Source organism: Saliphagus sp. GCM10025334 (assembly GCF_042663485.1).
Classification (GTDB): Archaea; Halobacteriota; Halobacteria; order Halobacteriales; family Natrialbaceae; genus Natronosalvus.
The window spans coordinates 61,043-87,200 of record NZ_JBHTAF010000007.1; the positions used below are offsets into that span (position 1 = coordinate 61,043).

Consider the following 26,158-nt stretch of genomic DNA (forward strand, 5'->3'; position numbering starts at 1 on the left):
GTGGCCATGAACTATCAGATCTTACTAAGGTCCTATCGGGTCAATTAGACTGGTCGGATATCACGCCAGCGTACGTCGACAGTTTCACCACTGGTCATTTCGATACGGAAAAATACCACTCTCGTTCATCGCCAGTCACGGTACTCGCATCATCTGATATGAGTTCCACAATAGTTCCTTGATGACCATGAAGACGCTCGTGATCCGGATTCGTCTCGTCTGGGATATCGATTCGGACAGAATCCCCGATATCGAATCGTCTCATACCATAGCGAGCGATTTCGAACCCCTATAGATTTGTTTCTGGATGTTTCCGGAAACACCTTGGAAGAACTCGAAGGGCGGTCGGGAGCCCTGAAATGGATACTCGTCGCCTGCTTCGGGTACCAAGGATTTAACAATGCGAAATATGGGAGAATTGAGTGTCATGAGGCGATCAACGCATTCGCTCGCGAAATTCTGTTGACGGCGAAGCAACGTCTCGAAGCTGGTGGCTGGCGTGTCGTCCACGGCATTGTCGATTCGATTTGGGTGACACCGGATCCGGACGTCGACGACGACCAGCGAGAGAATATAGACGCGCTTGCGACCGAGATCACCGAAGCAGTCGACATTCGTCTCGAGTACGAAGCCCACTACGATTGGGTAGCGTTCGTGCCCCAACGCGAGAGTGACGCCGGTGCGTTGACGAAGTATTTCGGAAAGGTCGCTGGCGAAGACGAGTTCAAAATCCGTGGCATCGAAGCCCGACAGCGGTCGACACCGCCGTTCATCGAGTAGGTCCAGCGAGAGTGTCTCGAACGGCTCGACACAACTCGATCCCCAAGAGCCGTCCTTGGTTGCCTCAAACGGGCAATCAAAACACTCCAGGCGGGTGAGGTGCCGATAGAGGAGCTCGTCGAGCGGAACCGAGTCTCCAAACCCCTCGAGGGCTATACACAGAACACCCAAAACGTCGCGGCCCTGAAGCGTGCTCGCGACCAGGACCTCGCAGTTCATCCTGGCCAAGATATCAAGTACGTAGTCGTCAACGACAAGAAAACCTCGCGGGAGCGTGTCGTCCTCGCCCACGAAGAGTTCAATGCGTACGACTCGTCGTACTACGAAACTCAGCTCATCCGTGCTGTTGAAAGCATTCTCTCCCCGCTCGGGTGGGATCGAATAGATATCTGGCGGGAACTCGCCGAAACACAGGAATTGGAGCTGACAGAGTTCACAGGTGCTAAGTCTAAATGACCAGTCATCGGAAAAGGTTCCACTCTCTTTCAAACAAGCGGGAGGATTTGTGCCGACATTGTGATCCAGGGGGACACCCCCCTATGTCCGCATAATTTCCCGAAGAGCAGTTACAGACATTGAAGAAAAAGAGCCCTCACCCCCCACCATGTCCGCATAAATCACTCGGAGATGTTTGAGACGACGTTCCGTTACCCCCCACCACGTCCGCATAATTAGGCCGCAAGAGCGTCAGACGCTCTGTCTTGCGTCGATTTCTCACTAGATATGACTCATCCATTCACAAAAAACTAACTACTACGGACTAAATATCCCTCGGAACACTTAGTTCTTTCCTTTGCCAATGTCCTTTGCCGGATCCCTGCAAGGGAGCAGTTTCGTGGTCCACCATTATGCGGACGCAGTGGGGGGAGGGGGTATAAACTAATCCGGCTATGCGGACACACTGGACGCTCCGGACAAGGGGGTTTTATTAGACTTCCATACTATTGGTGTCGCATAACATGGCCGGTGATGAAACGAACTCAGAGAATCCCTACAAGACACTTGATAGCAATCCCTACGGCACGTCAATTGAGATCTTCGCCGATGAAAGTGTCTTGAAAGAAGATTGGCAACCTGAGAAGCTCCCCGAGAGAGAACCTGAGCTCGAGGAGATTAGGAACGCACTCGCCCCCGCAACAAGAGGGGTGAATGCACACAATCTATTCCTCTACGGGAAAACCGGCCAAGGAAAAACCGTTGCTATCGACCACGAAATCGAGTTGCTCCAAGAGTACGCCGACAGTAGTGATGAACTCAATCTAAGTGTCATCAAGACGAGCGCGAACAATCAAACAACGAGCTATCAACTCTGTGCGCATCTCATTAAGGAGATCCGTGGGGGGACGAAGAAGCCGAGTGGTATCGACCAGCAATCGATGTTCGACCTTCTCTATCAAGAAATCAGCAATCTTGAAGACACCGTCATCATCGTCATCGACGAGATCGATGCAATCGGGAGTAACGACGAACTCCTGTATGAGCTCCCGAGAGCGCGGAAAAACGGCCACATTGAGGATCAATGGGTGAGTGTGATCGGGATTAGCAACAATCTCCAATTCCGTGATAATCTTTCGCCGAAGGTCAAAGACTCCCTCTACGATTCTGAAATCGAATTTGCTCCGTACAACGCCAATCAGTTGACGACAATTCTAGAGCGGCGTGCAGAACGTGCTTTCGTTGATGGTGTTCTCGATGGCGAGGTTATTCCGTTGTGTTCAGCATTCGCTGCCCAAGACGAAGGCAGCGCTCGGCAGGCAATTCGTCTCTTGTATAAAGCGGGCGAATTAGCGCTCAACCGTGATGATGAGGGCGTAGTTGAACAACACGTACGCGAAGCTCGCGATATCCTCGAACGGAAACGAATTGAGGAAGGGATGCGAAGTCTGACAACACAGGATCAGTTCGCCCTTCTCTCTGTCGTGGCACTCGAGATTGACGAAGAGACGCCGGCCCGGACGCGCCAAGTATTCCAGAAGTACAAATCAATCGTCGACCGTCTAGATGGGAATCAACTCGTTGAGCGTCGCGTCCGTGACCATCTTCAAAGTCTCGGAATGCAGGGATTCCTCCTCGCTGAAACTCGAAACACGGGTATTCAGGGTGGGTCTCACTACCGATTCGAGCTGAAAACAGATCTCGAAGCTACTCTCGATATCCTCGGTGAAGACGACCGCATTGATGATGTCGTTGAGGACCTAGTTGAAATTGCGTCTGCGAAGCGGCTAATGTAATATCGCTGTTTTCTCAACTCAGTACTGTAATCGGTCAGATGAACTAGCTAACCAACAACCGGCTGGTATTGATTCTCTGTTGGTTACTTCGGGTGGTCACATCTCCCGATCGATCTCGAGCTTCCGCATGGCTCGTTCGAACACGTCGGGATGTCGATGCGCGAGATTCTCGAGATGATTCCGAATAGACTGCGCCGGGTCGACGTCGATATCATCCGTATCCTGGAGTTCACGCCAGAACTGATGCATCTCTTCGCTCACGGAAACACCTATTGTGTGATCCTTTACCCCAGTGTTGAGGGCGTCATAGTAGGGTTCGGTATCGAAATCCGACGAACCTTGTTGGTCCACTCGATTCTTTTCCTCCGCTGCGTCATCCATCGCCTCGCCGAACGGATTATCGTTGCTCATATGCCCTTATTCTTAAGCTTAATATTAAAGATATTCGTCTAGCGTCTCATTCGTGATTTCGACGTCTTGTTCGGCTGCGAACTGCTGTGCACCAGCCCGGAATGCGTGATAGCACTTCTGTCGAGTATCCCGTGGGGTTCCATCGCTGACCTCGACGACCGTGTCGATGGCACTCGCCGTGTAGGGGTCGGACGGGTATCCAGAATCGTACTCTTCCTCACGGGCCCAGGCAAGCCACCTGGCGATGAGTTCCTCAGTTTCTGTAAACCCAAACCGTTCCAGCGTCCGATCCTTCGCGACGAGCCGAGAACTGAGTGTCTCACGCAGTTCGTCGATTCGACCACCCGCACGTTCCGTTCCGAACAGGAAGAGAATGAATACGGGTTCACTTTCTCCGAGGTCACCGACGCTCTGCAACGCAGCCAGTAACTGCTCGAAGGTTCGCGTATTCCGAGCTGCATCCTCGAGCTGGTCGACCTGAATAATACACGCGATATTGAGGGCCTCGAGCTGGTCGGCAACCTCCTCGACGATCTGTCGAACTTCATCTGTAGCGTGGGGGTATGACTCTGGAATCTCGAGGTCATCGTACTCACTGAGTTCGTCGAGAAGACGCGTATAGAAGCGACGTGTTGTAATTGACTCGACCTCGCGTATTCGAGCGACTCGGAACTCCTCACTCCGCGGGCCCTCTGAAAGAGCATCGTACACGAGGTCACGGAAGTGAGATTTCCCGGCGCCCCGTTCATCGATAATCGAGATATGACCCGCTCGATTCAGGATGTGGCTCGCGACTTCATTGAGTAGATCTTGATTCGCACGTACCGCAATACTCGCGTCAGGAAGTGTTTCAGCCGTGAATGGAATCCGCTCTGGCTTGATGCCGAGTTGATTCGCATAGTCTTCCTGTGTCTTCTCTGTTTGATCGAGGGCCTCCGTGAATTGGTCGCTCATAGTGGCTCCACATACTGAACCAACTTAAATCTAATTTGAATATTAATCTTAAGATTAACATCCGGTGGTTCGGCCACTCTCGAAATCGAGAATCTCTCGAGATCTGATTCGCTCGAAAACGGGAAAGACATCCATCATACTGCAAGAAATGGATACTGGTACCTGTGGCAAGAAGACGATGTGGTTAACCAACAGTCACGCCAGCAACCCCTGACTGTTGGTTAATCCTTACGAACTCGGATTCACTGGACCCTTGTATTGAGATTTGATTTTGTCACCCTCTCGCCACTGCCAGTAGTAATACCGATTCCCGTTGATTTCCTTCTCCGTCAGTGTGGCTTTCGTAGGGACGTCTTCAGGCAGGCCCTCAGGACGTTCTTGAGAATCGTCTTTATCATCAGCCTCGTTCAATCGCGCCTCTCGCTCTCGATATTCTGCGAGTGCATCAGCATACTTGGCAATAGACCGGAGCGTTTCCGCATTACACTCCTCGAGTGAGGACGCTACTTCTTCGGGTATCTCGGGTGGGATCGTTGGTTGTGAGTACGACATGGAATCGGCTTAACCAACAAACGGGCTCAATGGCTTAGGTTTGTTGGTTAAACTAGACTCTCGATTAAGACTGACTTCTACTTCCCGACGCTCTTCTTTCCACACATAGGAGATTGTGGTATAGCAACCGACCTGTCCCTATTCGACACCCTGTGATAACCAACAATTACACATTTGGCGATAGTTATATGACTTATTGGCTGAGTTGTTGTTGCCGTGCCAGTTACGCGGGCAAAATCATTTGAGTCCCTCTACGACGAAGTCCGTGACTATGACCTCGTCATCGTTCCTGATGCACCGCTTGCCAGTGGGTTGAACCGACGTCTTGATCGGGCTCATCTCGGTGTATTTGCCATCACGCCACGTCGACTCGCAGCGGGCCGCCGCGAACGCGCCGAGGACCGGAGCGCCTTTCTCGAACTCGTAACGACTACCGACCTCGAGTGGAAGCAGGCTGCATACGCGATAGGCAACACGCTCCAATGTTGGGAGCATCAGGGCAGCATTGACGCTGTTCTCGACTACGACGCCTACACCGACGCCGCGACGGAGACTACCGTCGAACAGCTCTCAACGCTCGACACGACCTCCCGCCGACTCGGCGAGTACCAGATCGACGACAGCAAAGACGTCGCTGTCGTCGGCCACGACCAACTCACGACCCTCGAACGATCGATTCTCCCCGCGCAGTACGATACGTTCGATCCGTTCACCGATGCCGCATTCGACCGACCGCCGTTCCACATTTTCGACTCAAGTACAGCAATCGTTGATGCTGTACTCGACATCGTTTCCGCTGACAACGCAGAAGACGTTGCCGTCGTCGTGGATCGCGGCAGTGAATACCCAACACTCGTCGAGAGTGCGCTCGAAGCCGCCGACATTCCGTTTATCGGTGGCCCTGGATTCGCCGACGAACAGCACCACCGCGGATTCGTCCAGTTCCTTCGCGCCGTCACTCGCGGGACGGAGACGCGCGTGAGAACAATTCGTTCCGTCCTCTCCCAGCTCGGGATCGTTGTCGACATCGAACACGACGACAAACGGCTACAGGATGTCGACGCCGACAGTCTCAGGTGGTTCCAGGAGTTCAGCGCGAAGATCGGCGAGATCACGTTCGCTGGAGCACTTACAGTGTACGAACGACAGGCCGAAATCAGCCTCGATGCGTTCCGAGATGAACTCGAGGCGCTCGGGATCGCGACTGACGCGGTCACCAGACAGGACATCGATCGGCTTGAATTCTACCTCCAGAGCTACGAAGTCCCTGTCGACCGCGAACACGAAGGGGTTCTCCTGGCCGACGCAAAATCCGCGGCCTACGTGGACCGCCCCGTCGTATTCTATCTCGGCCTCGACGAAACGTGGACTCACTCTCCACCTCGTCGCCCGTGGGTCGACCGTGACGCCGAATTCACTCGGAACCTGACGCAGTTTCAGCTTCTCCTCCAGAACGGCACCGAACAGTATTATCTCGTTCAGGACACCATCGGTGGGTCGCCCGCGACGCCGTGTCTCTACTTCGAGGATCTCATCGAGGACGACTTCGAACGCTTCAGCGATCTCGCCTCAGTGACTCTCGGACGGGCCTTCAGTGCGGCACGAAACGGGTTCGAGAAAGAATCGCTTGACGTCTCAACGACGCAGATCGATACCGTCAGCCAGTCCAGTCTGAGTACGTACGTCAACAGCCCCCGTGATTACCTCTTCAGCCGGCTTGTCGACGGCCCTGATAAAGACTACTTCAAGGAGGGGAATCTCTTCCACGACTTCGCCGAGTTCTATGTCAACCATCCCGATTTGATCGACGAGGAGACCATCGAAGACCTTGTGGACGTGATTCTCGAGGAGGCGGGATCATTCGTTCGGCGCGTCGACCGTCCAACGCGCCGTACCAGGTACCGGATCGGACTCGAAACCATCGTCGAGCTACTCGACGAACGCACCCCGGAGGGCGACGACCTGCTCACTCCGAATAGCGGGTGGGGGCAGAATTTCTTCGCGGACCATTTTGGCAGAGCAGTCGATTCACCGTTCACGGAGCGCTGGTTCGAAAACGAACATCTCGGACTGAAAGGCAAGATCGACCTCGTTCATGGTCCGACTCACCTCCTCGACTACAAGAGTGGGCGTCGGAAACGGGCGTCCCGCGTCGTCAAGAACTCCGCGCTCGATCCACCAAGCGATACGCCGAACTTCCAGGCACTTCTCTATCTCGCCCACCGCCGTAGCGAGCGCCCAGGAGAGCGCCTGCAGTTCACGTTCTTCCACTTTCTCGAGACGCTCGACGACGTCGTCGCCGGCGAGGCGGACTTAGATGAGACGCTGACCACCATCGAATATCACCCGACCCCGTTCGAGGAGCACGCCCGGTCGCGGGCCATGTTCGGAGCGCTTCGCGATGATGGGGCGAAGAACTGCCAGAAGACGCTCTCGAAGATGGAGTACGCTGATTACCAGTCCGCGTTCGAGACGGCCCCGCTACCGGCGACACGCGACAGTGACGAACTCATCGACTCCGAGTTCGGGCAGGCGATGCAAACCCGACTGCAGGAGTGTGTCGGCGAGTACAAATACGTCTCGTCGGGCTGTAAACAGCTACTTCGCCAGCTGGCACGAGTTCGGAGTCGAAACTACTTCGAAGAGGATCTCGACGCCTTCGAGACGTTCGTCACCGAGCGTATAACGGAACTGAATCAGCGACGGGCTGGCGAAGAACGCTTCCCTGTGAACGGGCTCGCCGGTGAACCGAACTACCGTCGCGTGGACAACCGCGACCTCCTTCTTGACCATGACTGAACCGAATCCACAACAGCAGGACCTCATCGACAGCACCGACGGTTTATACCTCGTCGACGCCGGCGCGGGAACGGGCAAGACGTTCACCATCACGCGCCGCTATGCCAACATCGTCGACGAGGACGACGTCGCCCCTGAGGACGTGCTGCTGGTGACGTTCACGAACAACGCTGCAACCGAGATGAAGGACCGGATCGTCGGCCACTGCGAGTACGGGATGCGCGATATCGCAGACGCGCCGATCCAGACGTTCCACGCGCTCTGCCACGATCTCCTCCAGGAGCACGGCTATGCCGCGCCGACGCACCTCGGGCTCGACGACCGCATCACGGGCTCGACGCGCATCGTCGAGAACGACCTTGTCGAGGAAGCCCTGTTCGGGGAGTTCATCGGCCGGTTCAGCGACGACCATCCCGAGTACGATGACTACTTCCGTATCGTCTCGAATCCGACTGAACTCCTCGGTCTCGTCTCACAACTCGCCTCAAAGGGCGTGTTCCCGACAGCCGACGGCTGGTATCGGAACGGCGAACGGTATCTCGACGGCGACTTTGAGGCGTTCAAATCGCTGTTCGACGAGGTAAATGAGCCACAGAATGGCGGGAGCAAGCAGTCACGGCTTCGCTCGAAGCTCAACCGCTATGAGAAGAACAAATGCTACCTGCCAGACGCCCCTGAGAAAACCGAGATTCGCGGACAGGGCACGAAGAGCGTCCCCGATCCTGTTGCTCGGATGGTGTTCGATACTGACCGGGAGGGTCTCAAGGCATTCGTCCACGACGTCTACTACGAGTACCTCGAATTCGCGCTCGGCCGGAACTACCTCAACTTCGGCTTCCTCCAACTGTTCGCGTTCGTTCTGCTCTGTGAGGACCACGCACTTCGTGAGTCCATTGCGTTCGACTACGCGATGGTTGACGAGTTCCAGGACTCCAGCGAGATCCAGTTCAAACTGACACTGCTGCTCGCGGGCACGAACAACCTTTGTGTCGTCGGCGACTGGAAGCAAAGTATCTACGGCTTCCAGTACGCCGAAGTTGAGAACATCACTGCCTTCGAGGACCGGCTCAATCGGTTCGTCGACGAACTGAACGCCGACCACGAACGGGTCACCTTCGACACCCGGCCGATTCACACCATCGAGCTTATCGAGAATTATCGGTCTACCCAGGAGATCCTTGACTTCTCGGAGCACGGACTACTCGTTCCGGCGGCGAACCGGGACGACGTCGATGTCGAGGCCGTCCAGGATCGAATCGTCTCACTCTCGACGAACGCCGAGCACGAGAACACACAGATCGAAGCGATCGCGAGCCCGGAGGAACACGAGTCGGTGGTCGCAAAGATACAGGAGATCGTCAGCAACGACGCCTACCAGGTTGAGGCCGATGACGGGTCGCTCCGGACACCCGAGTTTCGAGACGTCGCTGTTCTTACGCGAACACGAGAGTTCGGCCGCGACCTGCTGCAGACCGCCGAGGAATACGGACTGCCGATGGCGTACGAGGGTGGGATCGAGCTGTTCCGAACCCCTCAGGCGAAACTACTGCTGGCGTGGCTCCGCATCCTCGAATCCGACACCGACCGTGGCTGGGCGGTCGTCCTCGAGGAAGCAGGCTACACACTCGACGAGATCAAACACGTCCTGGAGACCGAGGCATATCCCGAGAACATGCGCTCGTTCCGCAAGAAGCTGGCAGAACTGGAAACGCTCGGTGGGGTGGCAGAACGCGTCTTCTCGCGGCACGGGTACGACGGTGCCACGGCCGACGTCGTCCTCCACACGATTCAGTCAGTACACACCGCGACGACGCTAACCCGGGGAGACCTTATCCGGTTCATCGAGCGCGGCATCGAAGCCGGGAGCACCCACGACGTCCACGCGAACGCCGGTGCGAACTCGGTCACAGTCCAGACGATTCACGCAGCGAAGGGGCTCGAACATCCGATCGTCGTTCTCGCGAACATGAACAGCGGGCGATTCCCGCCATCGGGCGGAGGGAGTGGAACGATCACGTTTCAGGATCCGGTCGGACTCCGACAGCGGAAACGCTACGCCGAGGCTGATGGCCTCCCCCACGTGTACGATGACTGGCGGACTGACGTCCTCCGTCGGTGTCTGCCTCGAGAGTACGACGAAGAACGCCGACTGCTATACGTGGCAATTACGCGCGCTGAGAGCCACGTGATATTCTCGGCCGGGGAGGATCCGAACACGTTCCTCGAAGAACTCCCAGTCGACATCGAAGCGTGGGACACTGAACCCGATGCAGACACCCTCGACGAAACTGAGCAGACAGAGTTGCTGATTACGGTACCGACACCGGAGGGACCGGTCGGACACTCACCGCATTCACTGATGCGTGAAGACGTCTTCAAGGACGTCGACGATGGTATGGGGAAGGCGTTCGGCACCGACGTCCACGACTTCGCGGAAGCGTACGCGCGAGGTGAGGAAGTCGAACTGGAACCTGACGACCCTGGCTGGGACGACAAACAGCACGTCATGTCATTCCTCGATAGCCTATCGGGTGACCTGCTCGTCGAGGAAGACGCCTATCTTCCACTCAATGTCGACGGGACTCGCGTGATGATCTCCGGGATCATCGACCTCATCCACGTTCGGCCTGACCGCGTCGAAGTAGTCGACTACAAGACTGATCGTGGTCGACACGCGGAAGCCGAGTATCGGAAACAACTCAGTATCTACTATCACGTGCTCCGGGAGCTGTATCCTGAGCACGAGATTTCTGCGTCGATCTTCTACACCGCCGATGGCGTTCGCGAAGAGATCAATCCACTCTCACAGGGAGACCTCGTCGATGTCGTGAAGGCGGTGTCTGATGCGGAATCACTCCAAGCCACTTCTCAGTAGGAAGTACCCGTTAAGTCGAATAGTGGAACGAAAATCGTCACTCAAGACTATTGATAATGGGTTCGGTGTTGGTTTAATCTTAAAGTTAAGATTAATCGCGCTTTTGTTCTGAACGGACGGCGCCGTTTCAATGGGGACCTGGTATTAGCGCAAATCCTCATACTTTCCAACGTAGCTGGTCACTGAGATGTTGAAATAGGCGTGCTGCATAAAGAGGATGAGTTCAGCGCGGTGATCGAGTTTGGTGCCTGGTTAGTCTAATGAATCAGCCGTTCAGTAGAGATGCTTACTGATTGTGTCACCCAATCAAATCTGGGTTGTGAATTATGCCCGTTGATCAACACTATTGCGGGAGACTGATTGGGGGTTGACGGCCCTCGAGAGAGAGATTCTTCAGCGAAGCGAGCTACGGGTAAATCATCGTCGCCCACTCGAGCCATCCTTCAACGTGGTCAATTTTCGCGGGATCGCATCGTGGGTAGGGGAAGTAGACTGTTTGTGTGTCTCCTAAAGCAAGATCGACACTTGTTTCTGTACTTTGGCCAGCGTAGGCCACCGTCGTTTCGTCGAGATACGCCTTCATGCGGGGGAACAGTCTAACGTCCTCTGTGTGATCGTTAGTAACTGTCCCAGCGTATCCATACACCGGAGCGTCATCGTACGTTCCAATCTGCCCCCACTCCCCATCGATCGTCACGTACTCCTTGGAGGCGATCCCGATATCGTCTACCCCACCTCCTTCGACGGTGAGCGTGTACCCGTCTATCGCGTCAGGATCTCCCTCAGAACTCACCACTGTGAACAGGTACGTCTCTCCTTCGTCGAGCCCGTAACCTCGATCCCAATCGAACGAACCGTCGGAAAACTCTGCTGTAACCTTCGGAATATTTCCACTATCCCAAGTCGAGACTCGACCCCGAACACCGTACCGACCGCTCTCGACATCTCTGAAAAATTCGTGGTCAGTAACAAGCTCCGCGTAAAATCCCTCGACATCCGATTCGAGCGATTCACCTTCGGCACAGATCGGGGTGAAATCGTCGTCGAACGTCTCCGCGGCAACCGTCTTGACGTCCCGGTCATCCTCGGGGGTCAAATCAGATCCATCATCCGGTATTGAATCACGTGAAAGACACCCCGCTACGCCAGCAGTTGGCACCGTGATCAATCCATGTAGATACCGTCGTCGTCTCATTTGTTAAGTTATTGAAACCCTGTCGGAAATAGTTATTTGGGGAACTAAAAGAGGGGTTGTAGGTACACCTGTGAGATGCATAGTCTTGACTGAACGAAGCACTTTCATACTAATGCTCGAGGAGAGCCACCGGCGCGCAGTACCGCCGTTGTCTATCAGGAGTCGTCCTGCCCTTCGAGTGCGTAGATTCCTTCGTCCGTCGCCACAAACACGGATTCGCCAACTAGATAGTTCCGAATCATCCCATCAACGGTCCCCTCCCACGTTCGCTCACCGCCCGAATCAACACCGATTAGTCGATTCGCCCCAGCACGGACGAACACAGTGTGATCTCCTGCACCTTTCGCTTCGACGATGGTCATTGCTCGGATCGGGCCACCATCGACCGTCACACTCCAGTGTTCGTGGCCGGTCGCCGCCTCGAGGGCACGGAATCGGTCCGTGCCGACGTACACCACTCCGTCGTGGACGTCCACGAACGGATCTGACTCCTCGTCCGGGTGCTCGAGCGATTCCAACACCAGGTCTCGCTCGCCGGTCGCAACGTCGAACGCATACAGACGCGACTCGTGTCGATCGGTGTTAGTGAGCACGAACAACCGGTTCGATGCGATTCCCGCAATTTCCGTCTGCACATCGTCCGCTTCGAAAGGCTGACGCCACACCTCGTTGCCGTCGACGACCGCGACAACATACTCTCCGGTCACGACGTACGCGACGCCGTTCGAAACCGCCGCATCGATGATCTGCGCGTCTCCATTATCGGGCTGGTATCGCCAGCGCGTACTCCCCTCGTCCCGCTCGATCACGACGAGAGCAGCGTTTTTCTCGACGTAGACGGCGTCGGCGATGTCGACGATTCTGGAACCACTAGTGGTCTCGTCCGATTCGTCGATCCCGTCGGTCCACAGGCCCTCACCAGTTTTCGCGTCGAATGCTCGCACGACGCCGACATCACTGGCGACGTAGACGGTTCCGTCGACGACGAACGGGCTGGTGCGCCCGGTCCCCACCGTGTCGGCACGCCACCGCTCTTCGCCATCCGTATCGAGCCCATACAGGCCGATACAGTCGTCGTCGGTGCAGTAGCCGAAGTAGATGCCCGTTTCCGTAACGGCGAGTTCCGAGTAGGCGTCCATCCCTCCTGCTTCCCCGTAGACCCACCGGCGCTCGCCAGTCGTGGCATCGAGTGCGACGATCTGCCCGTTGGAACGCTCCCGAGCGAATACTACGCCCTGCGATACGGCATCGAGTTCCCCGCCTGTGTCGTAGCGCCACTGGTACCCGGTATCGGAACCATTGTCGGTGAACCCACCGAGGCATCCACCCAGCACCGAACTCCCGATCACGCCCGTCACACCGAGCGCCGTCCGTCGATCCATGATTGGGTTTATCTAGTTAAGATATGAATATCTTGTGTGGCACATGTCGGATTTCTTTAACTCCGAGATATGGTTTGTGATCCAGCACTGTTCAGACAAAACCGATCAATCGCACGTGTAGTGAACGGCAATTCCACAGAGGGGGTATCTACAAGAGAGGAGTCTAATGAAAGAACTATTCCTTCTTGACTTGTTAGTAGGCTATTGGTTTACCGTAATCTACATCCTGAAACGGTGTGCAGCACAACAAAGTCGCTCGTTCTACTCACTCAGTGCGGAACCAACTGATCCGTACGAATGTGAATTGTTCAAAAGCATTCGAGGAGCGTACCACTTTCAACGGGGTCGGGCATCTCCTCTTCGCTAACACTGTATCTGGCTTCTGTACGGACGATGCCCGTTTCGTCGATGCCATACCCGGCAGCGCCAGCACCATCACCAACAGAAGGGGTGGTGCCATCGCTGAGAGTGCTTGTACTGGTAAAGAACCGGATATAGACGAGAGTTATGGCGTTCTCGGTCTGTTTGATTCGCGTCTCGTCCTCCTCGACGCGGATTCCGGCACCTCGTAGCTCGTCCCGGTACTTTTCCACCATCGAATTGTGGAAGTACGCGTTCTCGTACTCGGACACGTACGATACAAGCGTTTCCTCGTCAAACGATGATGGCGGCTCCGGGTACGGTTCGATGCCAGCACTGTGAATCGTACGTTCTTCACCGCTGATCACGGGAGTGAAGGTCGTACATACCTCTCCAGTCGGCTCTGGACGCCGGGTACTCGAACAATCGTGGCGGCCTGCGATCGATGCCGGGTCAGGGTCCTCTGGGGTTGCATTTCCACCGTCACTCCACGTCTCTTTTTGCGTGCAGCCCGGTACGCTATTCCCGTCTCCGCTGTCATCAGACGTTTCATCAAGAAACGAAGTGTCTGTCTCGAGACAGCCACCAACCCCGAGAAGAGCACCTGTGCTGATTCCGGTCAGGACTTTCCGGCGATTCATTATTTGGATTCTAATTAGCATATTTATAGATCTTCCCCCAGCAGAATTGTGAATTCTTATCCTCTCAAAACCTTCCTGCTCGATACTGAGCGATTCACGACTCCCCCTGGATGCAGCAAAACAGAGTCGTTCATTTCATTCATGCGTGTGGAAGCAATTGATACAATTGAAGAGATACGCGTGGAACGGCATTCAGCATTTCAAGTCCGGCTGACCTCCACCATCGAACACCTGGATGTGAAAGTCAGAATGCCCACCGAAAGTAACCCAGATATGGTTACACCCCTGTCTGTCGATTGTGTCTTCAACATCATCTGGAATTGAAATCATACCCAATTCGCCATCAGCAGCATATAGAAGCGTATACTCGGCTGGTTCCGTTGACCAGGACGGGTCGATGATCTCATGGTCGTCTTCAGCGACCAGTATCTCGCTATCATAGACTATTTCGCTCTCGCGTTGCAGTTGGAGGAGCACAGTTTGGGATTCGTCGGTTACGTTATCAACGAGGAGACTCCCAATGCGAGTCCCCGTCTCTGAAGCGAACGGGATCGAATCTAAACACCCCGTCGTAGAAACTCCGCCAATCGTGGCAAGCACGTGACGCCGAGATACTGAGAGCGAATTCATACAAGAAATAACCATTACCGAGTTACATATATTCTTCCTTGACGGTATCTGTGGGACTGTACTGATCATTTGGCTGTTCGAGATCGACAGCGTCTCGGATTAACGAAACCGATGACACCAATCTCTTAGCGTACCTGCGAACGGAGTAGGTCAAACAGTTCTTTGACCATACGAAGGGTCTATAACTTAACATCTATACTTATTGTTATGGATCGACGTGAATATCTCGGGCGGTCCACAGTTGTACTGTCCACTCTAGTAGGTGGGTGTTTGAGTAGTGAAACTGAGCCGAGTGCTCCAGAGGGTATGACTGTTGAAACAGAACATTGGCCAAAGGATATTCTTGAGAAGGGGCTATGGTATCAGCATAGGGAACGTGAGGAACCTCCCTCCAATTACTATACGATCATCACTGAGAAGAAAGCGGTCGGCAAGAAAATAGTCGAAGATGATGATGCTGTAGAGGAATTCACTCACAAAACTGATTTTGACCAATCGTATCTTCTGGTTGTCCAGAACATGATGCAGAGTGCACGGTGGTTAGAACTCCAGCGGATTAACCAGAGAGGAGAGAGCGTTGAGGTTGATGTCGTAACCGAATCGCCAGATGAAGACTATGTCGATGATGCAACCGTTCACTCACTCTTGATTCGAGTAACTGACCCAAAAGGTGTTCCTACTGAACTGAACGTAACAATTGATTCAGACCCGATCGATGCATGAATACACTGTAATGATTGTCTGATCAGCCAAATTCATCACCTATTCAAGCAAATTAATATAATGATGTTAATGGCCAGTACGGATGTCTATGAGTCGCTCTATGCTGTCTACTAATGAAAAGGAGAAGTTGGTTCAAGCTAAATGGTTGTCAGTGACTCTACAACGGCTGTTCGGATATCGGTACGGCAAGAGTTCTGTTTTCAACTCCGTTAACGCATCCCCCAGCTACGCTATACCAGACCGCCAATAACTAGTTATATATCCACCACTTTACTAGCACTATGAAACGCCGTGCTCTCCTCTCGATAGCTTCCGTCGTGTGCTCCGGTGGCTGTCTAGCCCTTAATATTGATCCACAGACCAGTTCTCAACGAATCAAAAATCACACGTTTACTATCTATGAACCAGAAAGTGAAGGCTTCGAGCGGATGCCCGGTCCAACTGAGCATCCAGTTGTTTCGTTCGACTTGGATTCATTGAAGATCACTGTCCGGGGGGCTCTCTACGTCGGGTCAAGTGAGTGCAATCAAGTCAGTTTGAAAGATATCTCCTACGACGTAGACGCAGAGCGCCTTACTGTGAGCGTTGGGAGTAGTGACACTGCTCGCTCTCAGAATAATTGTTCACTCGACGAGAGTGTCGATGCTTATCGTTTGGTGGTCACAATGAGAGAGCGATTACCAAAATCGGTGACTGTCAATCAATCTGGTGACCCGTCTGCGAAGTCGGTAACAGTAAGTGGGCCGAACGAACCATGATTAAAATCGGCGCCGAAACCTACGGACAACGTCCTATACGCCATATCTGCTAGTCAGTTACTCAATTTCTGCTGCACATCGACCAAATCAGCGTTTCAGTTAGCCCAAATTATATGTGACTGGTCAACTGATAATCAATATGAATCGACGTTCGTTTCTTTACGGAGTTGGATCGGCCTCTGTCGTGAGCGTTTCTGGGTGTCTTGGCCAGATACCCGCTGCTTCCGGGAGTGGAACTTCTCAACGGGAAGTGAGTATTCACGACCAGGATTCGACTCCGGCTGACTCTCACGTTTCGATCGATGTTGAACTTCTCGAGGAGAGAACTACAGATTCACAACCAGTACAGCTGCAAATTCACATTACGAACGAAGGGTCAGAGCGAGCCTTCTCCGTTGGAGACGGTAGTTGTAGTCTCTTTAATCGATCGAAAGGCGGAAGCGATACCCCCGAAGGGCTCTGGCTCTATTCACCTGGACACGCCGATCGAATTGAGCGGGACGAAGGGAAATGGACGGAAGATCGAAGCGCCGATGAGTACCGTGGGTTTTCCAACCAGGGATGCCCACCACGGCCATTTGAGCCCGATGAATCACTCACAACTCAGTACGAACTGTGGGATGATTACCGTGTCGGGGGCTACTTTGAGACTGGCACCTATCGATGGGAACAACAAGTTTCCGTCTGGAATGATCCCGACACAAAGAGTAGTTCAACTGCCGCCGATTTGTTGTTTGACTGGGGGTTCGAGATAGCCGTTGCAGAACCCTGACTCCTCCACCGGATTCCTTCGGACTTTTTGCTACCATTCTAACCCTAGCGTCAAAGAGTTCGAGCGTGACTCATGCGTGCTCACCACAGATGCTTATTAAGTGGGTTCGAGCTTTGCTAGAAGAAAGCGACAATTGAGAACAGAACGAATTCAAATGGAGCCCGGTTGCTGGTCAGTCGCCTTATTGCTCTGTGGTTAGTGTCCTCGTATTTCCATCCTCATTTTGAATGCGAAGCTCCGCTCGCTGTAGAGTCTCATCTACACTAACTGTGATGATGAACGAATAATAGGTTTCCTGCTGCCCACCCCCTCCAAGTCTGTAGTTGCAACCATACGCCCGAAATTCCTCGTCGTTGGGCCTGGCAACGCCGAGAAACTCGACGTGGTCAGTGGTGATTCGTTCGCTCGTCTCCCAGATGAGAACCACATGTTCGTCGAAACGAATGTCCTCGAAAATGGTGTCAACGTCTCCGTCTTCCCGCTGTTCGGGATCAATCCTCGATTCTAGCTGGTCACGTGCAGTAACGAGGGTCAACGGTGCATATTGCTCTCGGAGGAAATGAAATCTGGTTCTGGTAACGTTGTGACTCACCTGATCGGTTTCGTCGGGTGCGTGCGAGCAGGCTCGACGGCGAATATCCCCATCGGTCTCCGCGTTAGTTTCCTCGTCAGATTGGACGAGACACCCGACGAGAGCACTCGAGACAGACAGTCCAACGCCAGCGAGAACGGAACGTCTGTTCATTACACTGAGATCATCTGCACTGGTGTATATACGTTCTCCCGAGTAAACGCATGATCTGTATGTGGTCTATCGCCACCCCTATCTAACAGCTGGTTCATTGAGAGGGAAGGCGAAAACAATCCTGTGAGGACGGTGCTATAACGCGCTCACCAACAACCAACAGTCACGGTGAGGAGACCAGTCTGTGAAATCCGTCAGCCGCTTGTACGTACACGGTTTCGTCGCCCGGGGTCAGTCCGGTAACGAACTGCGAGACCGTGTCTGATCCCCGCACCTCGTCGGTCGTGTACGTCCAGAGACGGTCTCCGCTCTCGGCGTCGTAGGCGTACACTCGCCCATCTTTCGTCGCGTAGAGGACGTCTCCGGCGCGAGCGACTGGGACGCCGCTGCCGAACCTCGTCGCCACCGTGCCGTCGGCGTGATCAAGCGCCACGAGTTCCTCGTCCGTGGTGGCGTAAACGAGTTTTCCGGCCACGACTGGTGCGCTTCCGGAACGCGCCATTCCGTCTGCGGCAGCCGTCCGCCAGCGAACCGTTCCGTCTGCCGTCTCGACTGCGATAAGTTCCTCCTCGTGGTCGTGATCCGCCGTCACTACGTACACGAGGTCCGCCGTGGCGGCTGGCGACGACCAGTCCGAAATAGGCTCAGGGACGACGAACCGTTCGTCCCCTGATTCGGCGTCGATGGCATGCAACCCGTCCTGGCCGCTGACGTACACTGTCCCGTCGACGACTGCCGGTGTCGATCGACCGTCCGCATCGTACTGCCAGCGTTCGTCCCCCGAAGCGACGTCGAACGCACGAACGCGAGTTCCATCGTAATCGTTGGCCCCGCCACCGTGGACTACGAACACCGTTTCTCCGTCGACGGTCGGAGACCCACCGAAGATTCCCTCCACCTTCTCGCTTTCCCACACGACCTCTTCAGCGTCAGCCGTGAGGCAGTATAGATATCTGATATCCGTGACGAACACGTAGTCGTCGGTGACGGTCGGCTGTCCCTGTACAGCTAGTTCCAGGGAGACTGACGACTGGACCGTCCCTGTTTCGGGGTCGCGGCGGCTACCGTTGAGATACATCTCTCCGTCAGCAAGACCCGGCGTTCCGCGTATATCGTGCGTCCAATCGTGCTCTACGTCCCGAATCCCGTTGCTGTCGGGGTTGTAGCCACTATTCCGCGAGTCGAACCGATACGTCGGCCACTCGCCCGCCATCTCGGTCGAATTACCCTCAGTCGCTTCAAGTTGGCCGAGACAGCCAGCGAGAGCCGACGTTCCGAGTGCGCTTGCAACGAGGACCGCTCGCCTACTGACTGTCGGTCGAACATCTGGAGAGGGCGACATGTATATCTGATTAATCTTTTGACCAATAAATATTCGGTAGGCTTCCAGTATCGGATCGTAACTGGACTCCCTGTGTTGAGCAATCGCTACTTTGGAGATCGGGGAGAATCTCACTCAACATACGCGCTGTGAGCTTATCACGAAACCCTCTCGGTATGGGCAAACCCGTCTAGTTCTATATAATCAGTTCCCGTGTTCACCTGAACGTTCGTCACCACAAAGGGTACTCCCCGACCACAGACTAACCTCTCCAGTGCGGTCACCGGAGACAGTTCCAATTTGGATATTCAATGCAAAACAGGAACCATCATACTCACTGAAGTCGGACCGTTTCCAGTCCGATTGGGGTTGGTCGTCTCGCCATGCATAGAGCACATAGGCCCCCGATTCAGCCGAATAGCCTTCAAAACCCCCTCCTCCGATATGATTTGAATCGGGATCGGCGGCTTCTACGTCCATTGCGCCCCAAAACACTGGCTCATCGTCGTCAACTATTAAAGCGTAAACCGTGTGTGCTTCGAAGTCGTGATTCGAAACGGTGAGCCTCGTTAAGCGGGGTTCCTTTGGCGATCCAACCCCAAGCGATGTACAACCACTAGCCCCGAGAACGAAGGGAACACCACCCCACTGGAGAATTTTCCGGCGCGTCAGCGAAGCCATATAACCACCTGTATGAAAGTTAATAAAAATCTTCTGCTCGACTGTACGAGCCTTCTCCTTCGGCACGTGTATGAAAATATTTTCGAAGGGAACTGATCAAACCCAAAACGAACTGAGCGCTATAATTGGTAACTCCGCCTGGGCGCAGCAAAACGAAGTCGTTCATTTCACTCACGAGTGTGGAATCAACCGATACACACAACTGCTTATTGAACGATCACTTCAACATTTGCCCCACGGTGGGCTATCGTCTCTGAAAACGATATCAGTCAGGTCTGCTCGGCAGTGAATCTGAATGTCGATACAGTCTCCATTTGCACTTTCCACATCTTCTGGAAGAGACAAATTGTAGATTCGTCCTTCCGCCTCCGTCGAATACATAATAGTATACTCACCGGGGTCAGCATCCCATGACTGCTCGATGAGGTTTTCCCCATCATCATCGATCTCGATAGCCTCTTCAAAGACTGTACTTCCCTCTCGATCAAGACGGAGCGTAATAGTGACCGGATCATCTCGCCAGTTACCGATCATAATGTTCCCGATTTGGATTCCGGATTCGGAGCTGGAGGCTGTACAGCCCGCGAAAGCTGAAAGAGCCACAGTTCCGATGATATGCCGGCGAGACAAATGAGGTGTATCCATATACCATCCAATCGTAATCGCATTGATAAATGTTTTATGGACAAGCACTATGTCCAGTTCCTTTACTGATCATTTGACCGTTCGAGATCGACAGGGTCTCGACCGAACGAATCCGATGATACAAATATCTCCGCTTACCTGCGGACTGTGCAATTGAGTTAGGTCAAAGGCTAGTTTGACCGTAGAGAACACATTTAACGATAGCCTGCATCGATATTGACATGAAGCGTCGGAAATTCCTTGCTACAACGGGAACCACCTTCTCTATCTCTCTCGTTGGGTGTCTCAGTGCTCCAACTAGTGAAGGCAACCTTCGTTCTCCTGAAAACTTCACTGGAACCGAAGTAGCGACAGCTACGTTTGATGAGTCCGAGACACCAATTTGCGCTTCGGGGGGAACTATTGATTCGACTATCGAAGGGGATAGCGAGTTGGGAACGATTACGAACCACGAGTTTTTCCAGGATGACACGGGTCGATACGGTGTTCGTGGCCGGTATGAAGGGGGCTATTTCCAGTGGATAGATGCGACGTTCTTTTCTGGAACAGGCGTACTCACTGAGACGCGGCACAACATCTATGGATTCTCTGGCGAGCCCTACGAGTTCATGATCGTGACCTCCGAGGGGGACTCATCTGAGATAGACAACTACCAATTGACCTTACCGGATGGTGCTAATAGCGGCCCTGGCCCCTCGACCAAAGAAGGGCTTGAACTCCTCGAGAAGGGATGGGGAGTTCTCGGCACAAGCGGTAATAACGAGGTCTATGGCTTCGCTGCGACGATTCAAAACACGGAGGCTGAAAGTGTTAGACAGATCTACATGCGGGTCAAATCACACATTGACGATAACACACTGGTACACACCGACCAAGGTTTTGTGAGAGAACTGGAGCCAATGGAGACGTATACTTTCTACTCCCCGTATCTTCGATGCGACCCCGGTGATGTATCCGAAGTGGATTTTCAATATTTTCGACTACAAGACGCGTAGGTCCCGGCGAGTGATGTGTGCGTATTCTGCGCTGATTATTTGACCATTCGAGATCAACAGGGTCTCAGGTGAACGAATCCGATGAAACCAATCTCTCAGTTTACCCGTCTATTGAGTACACGAGCAGAGATAGTGAGCGAAACTATTTACCTCTGTATTGATAAATAAATAACTAATGGCCGAACTGCCCGCAACACCCTCTACTCATACTGAAAGCGTTTCTCGGCGAAAAATACTTGCTTTGACGGGAGTCATAGCCTCGACCTCAGTTTCGGGATGTAACGATCTCGTCTTAACTAATGATACGGGAGGAGAAGGCGACTCAATTGAAATTATGGTTGAGAATCAAACGGGAGAACTCGCAATGATAGGTGTTCGGGTAGAAGATGATGAGGGAGAACTGTTGTTTAGTCGGGTATACGAACTTGACCCCGATCATCTTGATTCAACTGCTGCTATCGAAACGACTCCGTCAACGGTGGCGGTTTTCACTCCAGAAGGTAACTCCGCTACGTGGGAGTATGCACCTGATTTGGACATTGACTGTGATGGCGAAGATATCGGAATTACATTACAATCAGATCACTCGATCGATTCGTGGTACGCCTGCTAAGGACACCCTCTGTACTGATAGTTGATCGTTCGAGATCGACAGTACCTCCGACGAACAAAATTGATGAAACCAATCTCTCCGCTTACCTTTGAACTGACCGATGAAGTGGTTAGTTGACCAGTGAGTCCACAGGAGCCGTTACCGTTCAGTTTGTGCCAGATTCATGGCGATTGAACACAGTAGTCAAATAGATGTTTTAGCTAAGCTAAGATATATGTGAGTGGTTAGCAAACCATCAGTATGAACCGACGCTCGTTGTTACGAGGGATCGGGCTTGCTTCTGTTGGGAGTATTTCTGGCTGCCTTTCACGAGCCAAAGACAATTCGAGCGGGCATACCCTGGAAACCGAACCTGAAGCACTAAGCGAAGAAGGTGAGTGCGAATATCCGGATGCATCTATGGAATTGCATGAGCCTGTTACTGAGACTCGCCCTAACTCAGTAGTGGTTGACTATTCTGCCCTTCATGAGTTGTCGAAAACACTTTTCGATTTTTATGATGCAAGAGGGAGTGCAGTCGCTTGTGAAGACACGAAGCATTTCCGTAAAATGTTCCGCGATCTAAGAGATATTGGTGGATATCCATACTCCGATGGATCGGACTCTCGCTACTCAAGACTATATATTAGCTCAAACATCGGCTACGTTGAACTAGATGAATTGATTCTGTATGATCAGGTTCTGAGTTGACTCTCTTTATTGGCGTAACCGACTCAAAGGGTGAGTTCAGCTCAACGGTTTCGTTTTCCACATGGGAAGCCAGTGAACCAGCTATTGAGTAGATTTGAATTGGGTAGATCACAAAGGTGAAAGACATGATTGAGCTTCTAGAAGACTTATATTGTTCTGAAATTTGAATTATGTATGAAACGACGAGCGTTGCTTGCCGGGGCGGGTATCTCGTTCTCGGCTTTCGCAGGGTGTCTAAGCGAGGGTAGTGCCACAGACGACGATGGACGTTCTGATCAACCATGTGGCGCTATCGAGGATGATGTTGAGGTCGAAAACGAGCCGGGAGAGAGTTTCCCCACCGTGACACTCGAAGCCGAAGAGTCGGGTGTAGATCACGTGAAGGTCTCTGTCGATCTCCTTCGACACTTCGGCGACGAAGCGCCCGCGAGATTTCGGATCACCGTGATGAACGACAGTGATGAAGAGCAGACACTGACCTTCCTCATGCTGCAACCGTTTCCGCCAGTAGCCGGTCACCACACCGAAATCGACTCGATGCTGTTTATTGATCCAGATGAGTATTCCGGGATGGACGTTCCAGACGACCCACAAAATGGCTGCTGGGAAGTGGAGGGGGGATATGATATTTCAGACGTAGAAGACGTTGTAACGGTAGAACCGTGCGAAGAAATCTCTAGAGAGTACGATGTGTATTCCTCGCTTGGCAATTCTGAGTGTCTTGAGGAAGGAGAATATCGGTTTGAGACTCAGGATATGGGCGAGCAAGGCAACGACTGGGGTTTTTCTCTGTTTCTCTCCTATCGCTGACCCTCTTTTCACCTTTGTGTATGTGGCGTAGCAGGTAGCTGGCCCTCTTTCCTGCTCTGAGGAGCACCTACCCTCGATGACCGGTTTCCATCCCGCAGCGTGTCATAGAAACGCTCACAACCCTCGTTGCCGTTCTCGATGATCGATTAGTTCAGGGGAAGCAGTGATCGTGCCTAAATATTCAGAAAGCCACTGAAACCAGTATTTGAGTCTGGAGAAAGCACTTATATCGTTCCCACTTATAATCTGATATGAACCGACGTAGACTTCTCGCGGTGTCCGGTGGTGGTTTCGTTGCCCCATTTGCTGGGTGTCTCAGTGACTCTAACGAAACTCCCAACACAGATGAAGAAGATTCTCATAACCAGACTGGCCCTGAGGAAACAGATAACCAGACTAATACTGAGGAGAACGCGTCAGAGAGCGATTCACAAGACGAGAATGATGATTGCGCCGGCTCGCTCGAGCCTAAATCAGGGTACGGAAAGGCCGATCCAATCGAGGAAACTATTAAAGTAGATGAAATTAAGGATGCAGAGCAGGAATGCGAGCAAATCGCTCTTGTTACTATATTCACGCAAGTGGAAGAAGAGACGGATTTAGATGATGTCAATGACGAAAAGAACTGGCTTTCATCCAGTGTGTCTGAAGGACGTATAACATTGATAATCCGATCCGAAACAAACCAAAGTGGGACTCTCGTCAGGTGTCCCCCTACTGAGTATCAATACGAAGACGTAGCGGCCTCCCTTCCGAGCAAAATCACAATTATACTCCAATCAGATGATGATTCGTTCGATTGGTCTCGGAAGGTTATTATAGAACAGCGTCACACCAGTCTCGATTAAAAATTTCAACAAACTCTCCGTGTTCCGCTTGTAGAACCATCCCCACGTGACCCTTCGTCGCTCACTAAGCATATTCACTGAGCGACTGATTCATCCTGACTTGAGGGTGAAAGCAATATCCTGGGAGTGTTTCTATGATAGACTCTCCCGTGCACCAGTCGCGACCTCCATCCAGTATATCCCTCGGAACCGATCCTCGCTTAAGTGTTCTACCACTACCAACGCTGTCTTTCTCAAATTATCAATCTAAAAGCTGAAACTGCTATTTGTCTCTCGAAAATGTATTTATTTGTGAACAGTGTACTGACTCGCACGCGATGTCCCCCTCACAACCTCCCTCCACACGACGCGGGTTCCTCAAAACAACTGCCGGAGTCTCGGCGATTGCGATTGCTGGATGTCTCGGTAGCGCTCCGTCGAAAGACCCCCAGTCTCGTGCCGGCACACCACAGTCCGATGGGAACAGTCCTGAAGCCGCCAACTCCCTCGATGATACGTGGCCTCAGTTCGGTGCCAATCCCCGGAACACCGGATACGTCTCGACAGTTGCCGGGCCAGGCACAGACGAGCCGGAACTCGCGTGGCGATACACTGCCGGGACGCCCACGATGAATACCTCTCCAATCGTCGGGGATGGTACGGTCTACGTACCCGGCAGCGGCAACCCAGGGTTGATTCACGCGATCGACATCGAAACCGGTGACAACGTCTGGCAGTTCGAGCCGGCTGGATACGCGTCATCCGCCCTTGCGCTTGGGGACGGCATGCTCTTTGTCGGCACGTGGGGCAAACAGTTCTACGCACTCGACGCCGAATCCGGTGATGAACTCTGGAGCCAGGAGATAGGACATCGGTTCGGCTCTTCGTCCCCAGTTATCGTTGACGACACAATCTATGTCGGGACAATCGGTGACGGCCCGTTGGTCGTGAGGGGTCCCGAAGACGAAGAGACGTTCGAAGCCTGTGCGTTTCTCGCGTTGGATGCAGAGACGGGCGAACGAAAGTGGCAGTACCGCGAATTCAGCGAGAAAGAGAACATTAGTTCTTCGCCCGCCGTTGCCGATGGGCGGGTCTACTTTGGCGGGGAGAGCGGGGTGTACGCGTTGGATAGTGAAACGGGAGAGGAAGTCTGGACGCGAGACATTCCGACCCACCCCGACTCCTCGCCAGCCGTCGTCGACGACGTCGTCTACTATGGCGCACCCACCACCAGTGATTCGGGTCCGCCCGCAGAGGTCTGGGCGCTTGATGGATCGACTGGAGAGACACGGTGGTCCGTTGGGATCGACGACGTAAGTCTTCGAACGTCGCCAGCCGTTGCTGATGGGGTGGTCTACGTGGCAGCATCGTCGGTGCGGACCTGTCTTACTGTTGGAGGTGGTGAGTCTGAGTGTTCTGGCGTGACCCGCGGACAGTTATACGCGCTCGACGCAGCAAGCGGTGAGCGACAGTGGACGGCTGAGCTCGAGACCGACACCCGTTCGTCCCCAGCGGTTGCGGACGGAGTCATCTATGTGGGATGCCGGGATGGCCTCTCGGCTGTTACCACTGCTGGCGAGAATGCGTGGCGGGTGACGTTTGAAAGCGATCGTGGAGATGGCCCCTACGTGAAATCATCACCAGCGGTCGCTAATGGGTACGTCTTCATCGGTGCCTCCGATGGGCGGCTTCGAGCGTTCAGCGCGGCAGAGTCAACATAGCGCGGTTCTCATCGATATTAACAGAACTGAGGATCTATCAGGCTTGC

Annotated in this window: 21 protein-coding genes and 2 pseudogenes; 11 read left to right on the plus strand and 12 right to left on the minus strand. The window is 53.4% G+C overall.

The features are described 5' to 3' along the window. Positions 1-44: 44 nt before the first annotated feature. A pseudogene (locus ACFQO4_RS19355) lies at positions 45-265 on the minus strand (DUF8139 family protein). 59 nt (positions 266-324) lie between these two features. Here ACFQO4_RS19355 and ACFQO4_RS19360 point away from each other — a divergent pair. Both ACFQO4_RS19360 and ACFQO4_RS19365 read left to right on the plus strand, forming a co-directional pair. Further along, a pseudogene (locus ACFQO4_RS19360) lies at positions 325-1,236 on the plus strand (DNA polymerase domain-containing protein); the annotation flags it as partial. A gap of 503 nt (positions 1,237-1,739) precedes the next feature. Continuing rightward, positions 1,740-3,011: a Cdc6/Cdc18 family protein gene (locus tag ACFQO4_RS19365; protein ID WP_312912777.1), complete on the plus strand. Its 1,272-nt coding sequence runs from the start codon at positions 1,740-1,742 to the stop codon at positions 3,009-3,011. Between the two features lie 96 nt (positions 3,012-3,107). Here the strand turns inward: ACFQO4_RS19365 and ACFQO4_RS19370 are convergent, their stop codons facing one another. The 3 genes from ACFQO4_RS19370 to ACFQO4_RS19380 all read right to left on the minus strand — a co-directional run bounded on the left by ACFQO4_RS19370 (position 3,108) and on the right by ACFQO4_RS19380 (position 4,928). Further along, complete coding sequence (locus ACFQO4_RS19370) at positions 3,108-3,422, minus strand: hypothetical protein (RefSeq protein WP_312912775.1); 315 nt, start codon at positions 3,420-3,422, stop codon at positions 3,108-3,110. A 24-nt stretch (positions 3,423-3,446) separates the two neighbouring features. Next, the gene (locus tag ACFQO4_RS19375; protein WP_500262477.1) at positions 3,447-4,376 is read right to left on the minus strand and encodes a hypothetical protein; all 930 of its coding nucleotides are present in this window, start codon (positions 4,374-4,376) and stop codon (positions 3,447-3,449) included. A 228-nt stretch (positions 4,377-4,604) separates the two neighbouring features. Next, positions 4,605-4,928: a DUF6788 family protein gene (locus ACFQO4_RS19380; protein WP_312912773.1), complete on the minus strand. Its 324-nt coding sequence runs from the start codon at positions 4,926-4,928 to the stop codon at positions 4,605-4,607. Positions 4,929-5,144: 216 nt separating this feature from the next. Between ACFQO4_RS19380 and ACFQO4_RS19385 the strand changes: the two genes are divergently transcribed. Next, positions 5,145-7,727: a PD-(D/E)XK nuclease family protein gene (locus tag ACFQO4_RS19385; RefSeq protein WP_500262478.1), complete on the plus strand. Its 2,583-nt coding sequence runs from the start codon at positions 5,145-5,147 to the stop codon at positions 7,725-7,727. Continuing rightward, on the plus strand, positions 7,720-10,602 hold the full coding sequence (locus ACFQO4_RS19390; RefSeq protein WP_500262479.1) for a UvrD-helicase domain-containing protein: 2,883 nt from the start codon (positions 7,720-7,722) through the stop codon (positions 10,600-10,602). The genes ACFQO4_RS19385 and ACFQO4_RS19390 overlap by 8 nt, the downstream gene beginning before the upstream one ends. 406 nt (positions 10,603-11,008) lie before the next feature. On the opposite strand, the gene ACFQO4_RS19395 is transcribed toward ACFQO4_RS19390, so the two are convergent. The 4 genes from ACFQO4_RS19395 to ACFQO4_RS19410 form a co-directional block, all read right to left on the minus strand. Beyond that, positions 11,009-11,797, minus strand: coding sequence for a hypothetical protein (locus tag ACFQO4_RS19395; protein ID WP_312912770.1), 789 nt, complete (start codon positions 11,795-11,797; stop codon positions 11,009-11,011). Positions 11,798-11,952: 155 nt separating this feature from the next. Further along, entirely contained in the window at positions 11,953-13,179 is a 1,227-nt protein-coding gene (locus ACFQO4_RS19400; protein ID WP_312912769.1) for an outer membrane protein assembly factor BamB family protein, read from the minus strand. A gap of 308 nt (positions 13,180-13,487) precedes the next feature. Then, positions 13,488-14,180, minus strand: a complete 693-nt coding sequence (locus ACFQO4_RS19405; RefSeq protein WP_312912768.1) for a hypothetical protein — start codon at positions 14,178-14,180, stop codon at positions 13,488-13,490. A gap of 192 nt (positions 14,181-14,372) precedes the next feature. Then, the gene (locus tag ACFQO4_RS19410; protein ID WP_500262480.1) at positions 14,373-14,810 is read right to left on the minus strand and encodes a hypothetical protein; all 438 of its coding nucleotides are present in this window, start codon (positions 14,808-14,810) and stop codon (positions 14,373-14,375) included. A 207-nt stretch (positions 14,811-15,017) separates the two neighbouring features. Between ACFQO4_RS19410 and ACFQO4_RS19415 the strand changes: the two genes are divergently transcribed. Next, positions 15,018-15,533 carry a hypothetical protein gene (locus ACFQO4_RS19415; RefSeq protein ID WP_312912766.1) on the plus strand — a complete coding sequence of 172 codons (516 nt, stop codon included), beginning with the start codon at positions 15,018-15,020 and terminating at the stop codon, positions 15,531-15,533. Positions 15,534-17,244: 1,711 nt separating this feature from the next. On the opposite strand, the gene ACFQO4_RS19420 is transcribed toward ACFQO4_RS19415, so the two are convergent. The 4 genes from ACFQO4_RS19420 to ACFQO4_RS19435 form a co-directional block, all read right to left on the minus strand. Next, positions 17,245-17,808, minus strand: a complete 564-nt coding sequence (locus ACFQO4_RS19420; protein WP_312912765.1) for a hypothetical protein — start codon at positions 17,806-17,808, stop codon at positions 17,245-17,247. Between the two features lie 163 nt (positions 17,809-17,971). Continuing rightward, the gene (locus ACFQO4_RS19425) at positions 17,972-19,150 is read right to left on the minus strand and encodes a PQQ-binding-like beta-propeller repeat protein (RefSeq protein WP_312912764.1); all 1,179 of its coding nucleotides are present in this window, start codon (positions 19,148-19,150) and stop codon (positions 17,972-17,974) included. 183 nt (positions 19,151-19,333) lie between these two features. Next, complete coding sequence (locus ACFQO4_RS19430; RefSeq protein WP_312912763.1) at positions 19,334-19,810, minus strand: hypothetical protein; 477 nt, start codon at positions 19,808-19,810, stop codon at positions 19,334-19,336. A 222-nt stretch (positions 19,811-20,032) separates the two neighbouring features. Further along, on the minus strand, positions 20,033-20,455 hold the full coding sequence (locus tag ACFQO4_RS19435) for a hypothetical protein (RefSeq protein WP_312912762.1): 423 nt from the start codon (positions 20,453-20,455) through the stop codon (positions 20,033-20,035). A 221-nt stretch (positions 20,456-20,676) separates the two neighbouring features. Here ACFQO4_RS19435 and ACFQO4_RS19440 point away from each other — a divergent pair, with 221 nt between their 5' ends. The 6 genes from ACFQO4_RS19440 to ACFQO4_RS19465 all read left to right on the plus strand — a co-directional run bounded on the left by ACFQO4_RS19440 (position 20,677) and on the right by ACFQO4_RS19465 (position 26,111). Beyond that, positions 20,677-21,450, plus strand: coding sequence for a hypothetical protein (locus tag ACFQO4_RS19440; RefSeq protein WP_500262481.1), 774 nt, complete (start codon positions 20,677-20,679; stop codon positions 21,448-21,450). 175 nt (positions 21,451-21,625) lie between these two features. Next, complete coding sequence (locus ACFQO4_RS19445; RefSeq protein WP_312912760.1) at positions 21,626-22,063, plus strand: hypothetical protein; 438 nt, start codon at positions 21,626-21,628, stop codon at positions 22,061-22,063. Between the two features lie 240 nt (positions 22,064-22,303). Continuing rightward, complete coding sequence (locus ACFQO4_RS19450; protein ID WP_312912759.1) at positions 22,304-22,753, plus strand: hypothetical protein; 450 nt, start codon at positions 22,304-22,306, stop codon at positions 22,751-22,753. A gap of 174 nt (positions 22,754-22,927) precedes the next feature. Further along, complete coding sequence (locus tag ACFQO4_RS19455) at positions 22,928-23,563, plus strand: hypothetical protein (RefSeq protein ID WP_312912758.1); 636 nt, start codon at positions 22,928-22,930, stop codon at positions 23,561-23,563. A 251-nt stretch (positions 23,564-23,814) separates the two neighbouring features. Then, entirely contained in the window at positions 23,815-24,411 is a 597-nt protein-coding gene (locus tag ACFQO4_RS19460; RefSeq protein ID WP_312912757.1) for a hypothetical protein, read from the plus strand. A gap of 608 nt (positions 24,412-25,019) precedes the next feature. Beyond that, positions 25,020-26,111 (plus strand): outer membrane protein assembly factor BamB family protein, encoded by a 1,092-nt coding sequence (locus tag ACFQO4_RS19465; RefSeq protein ID WP_484551603.1) that lies wholly within the window; start codon positions 25,020-25,022, stop codon positions 26,109-26,111. Positions 26,112-26,158: the final 47 nt, after the last annotated feature.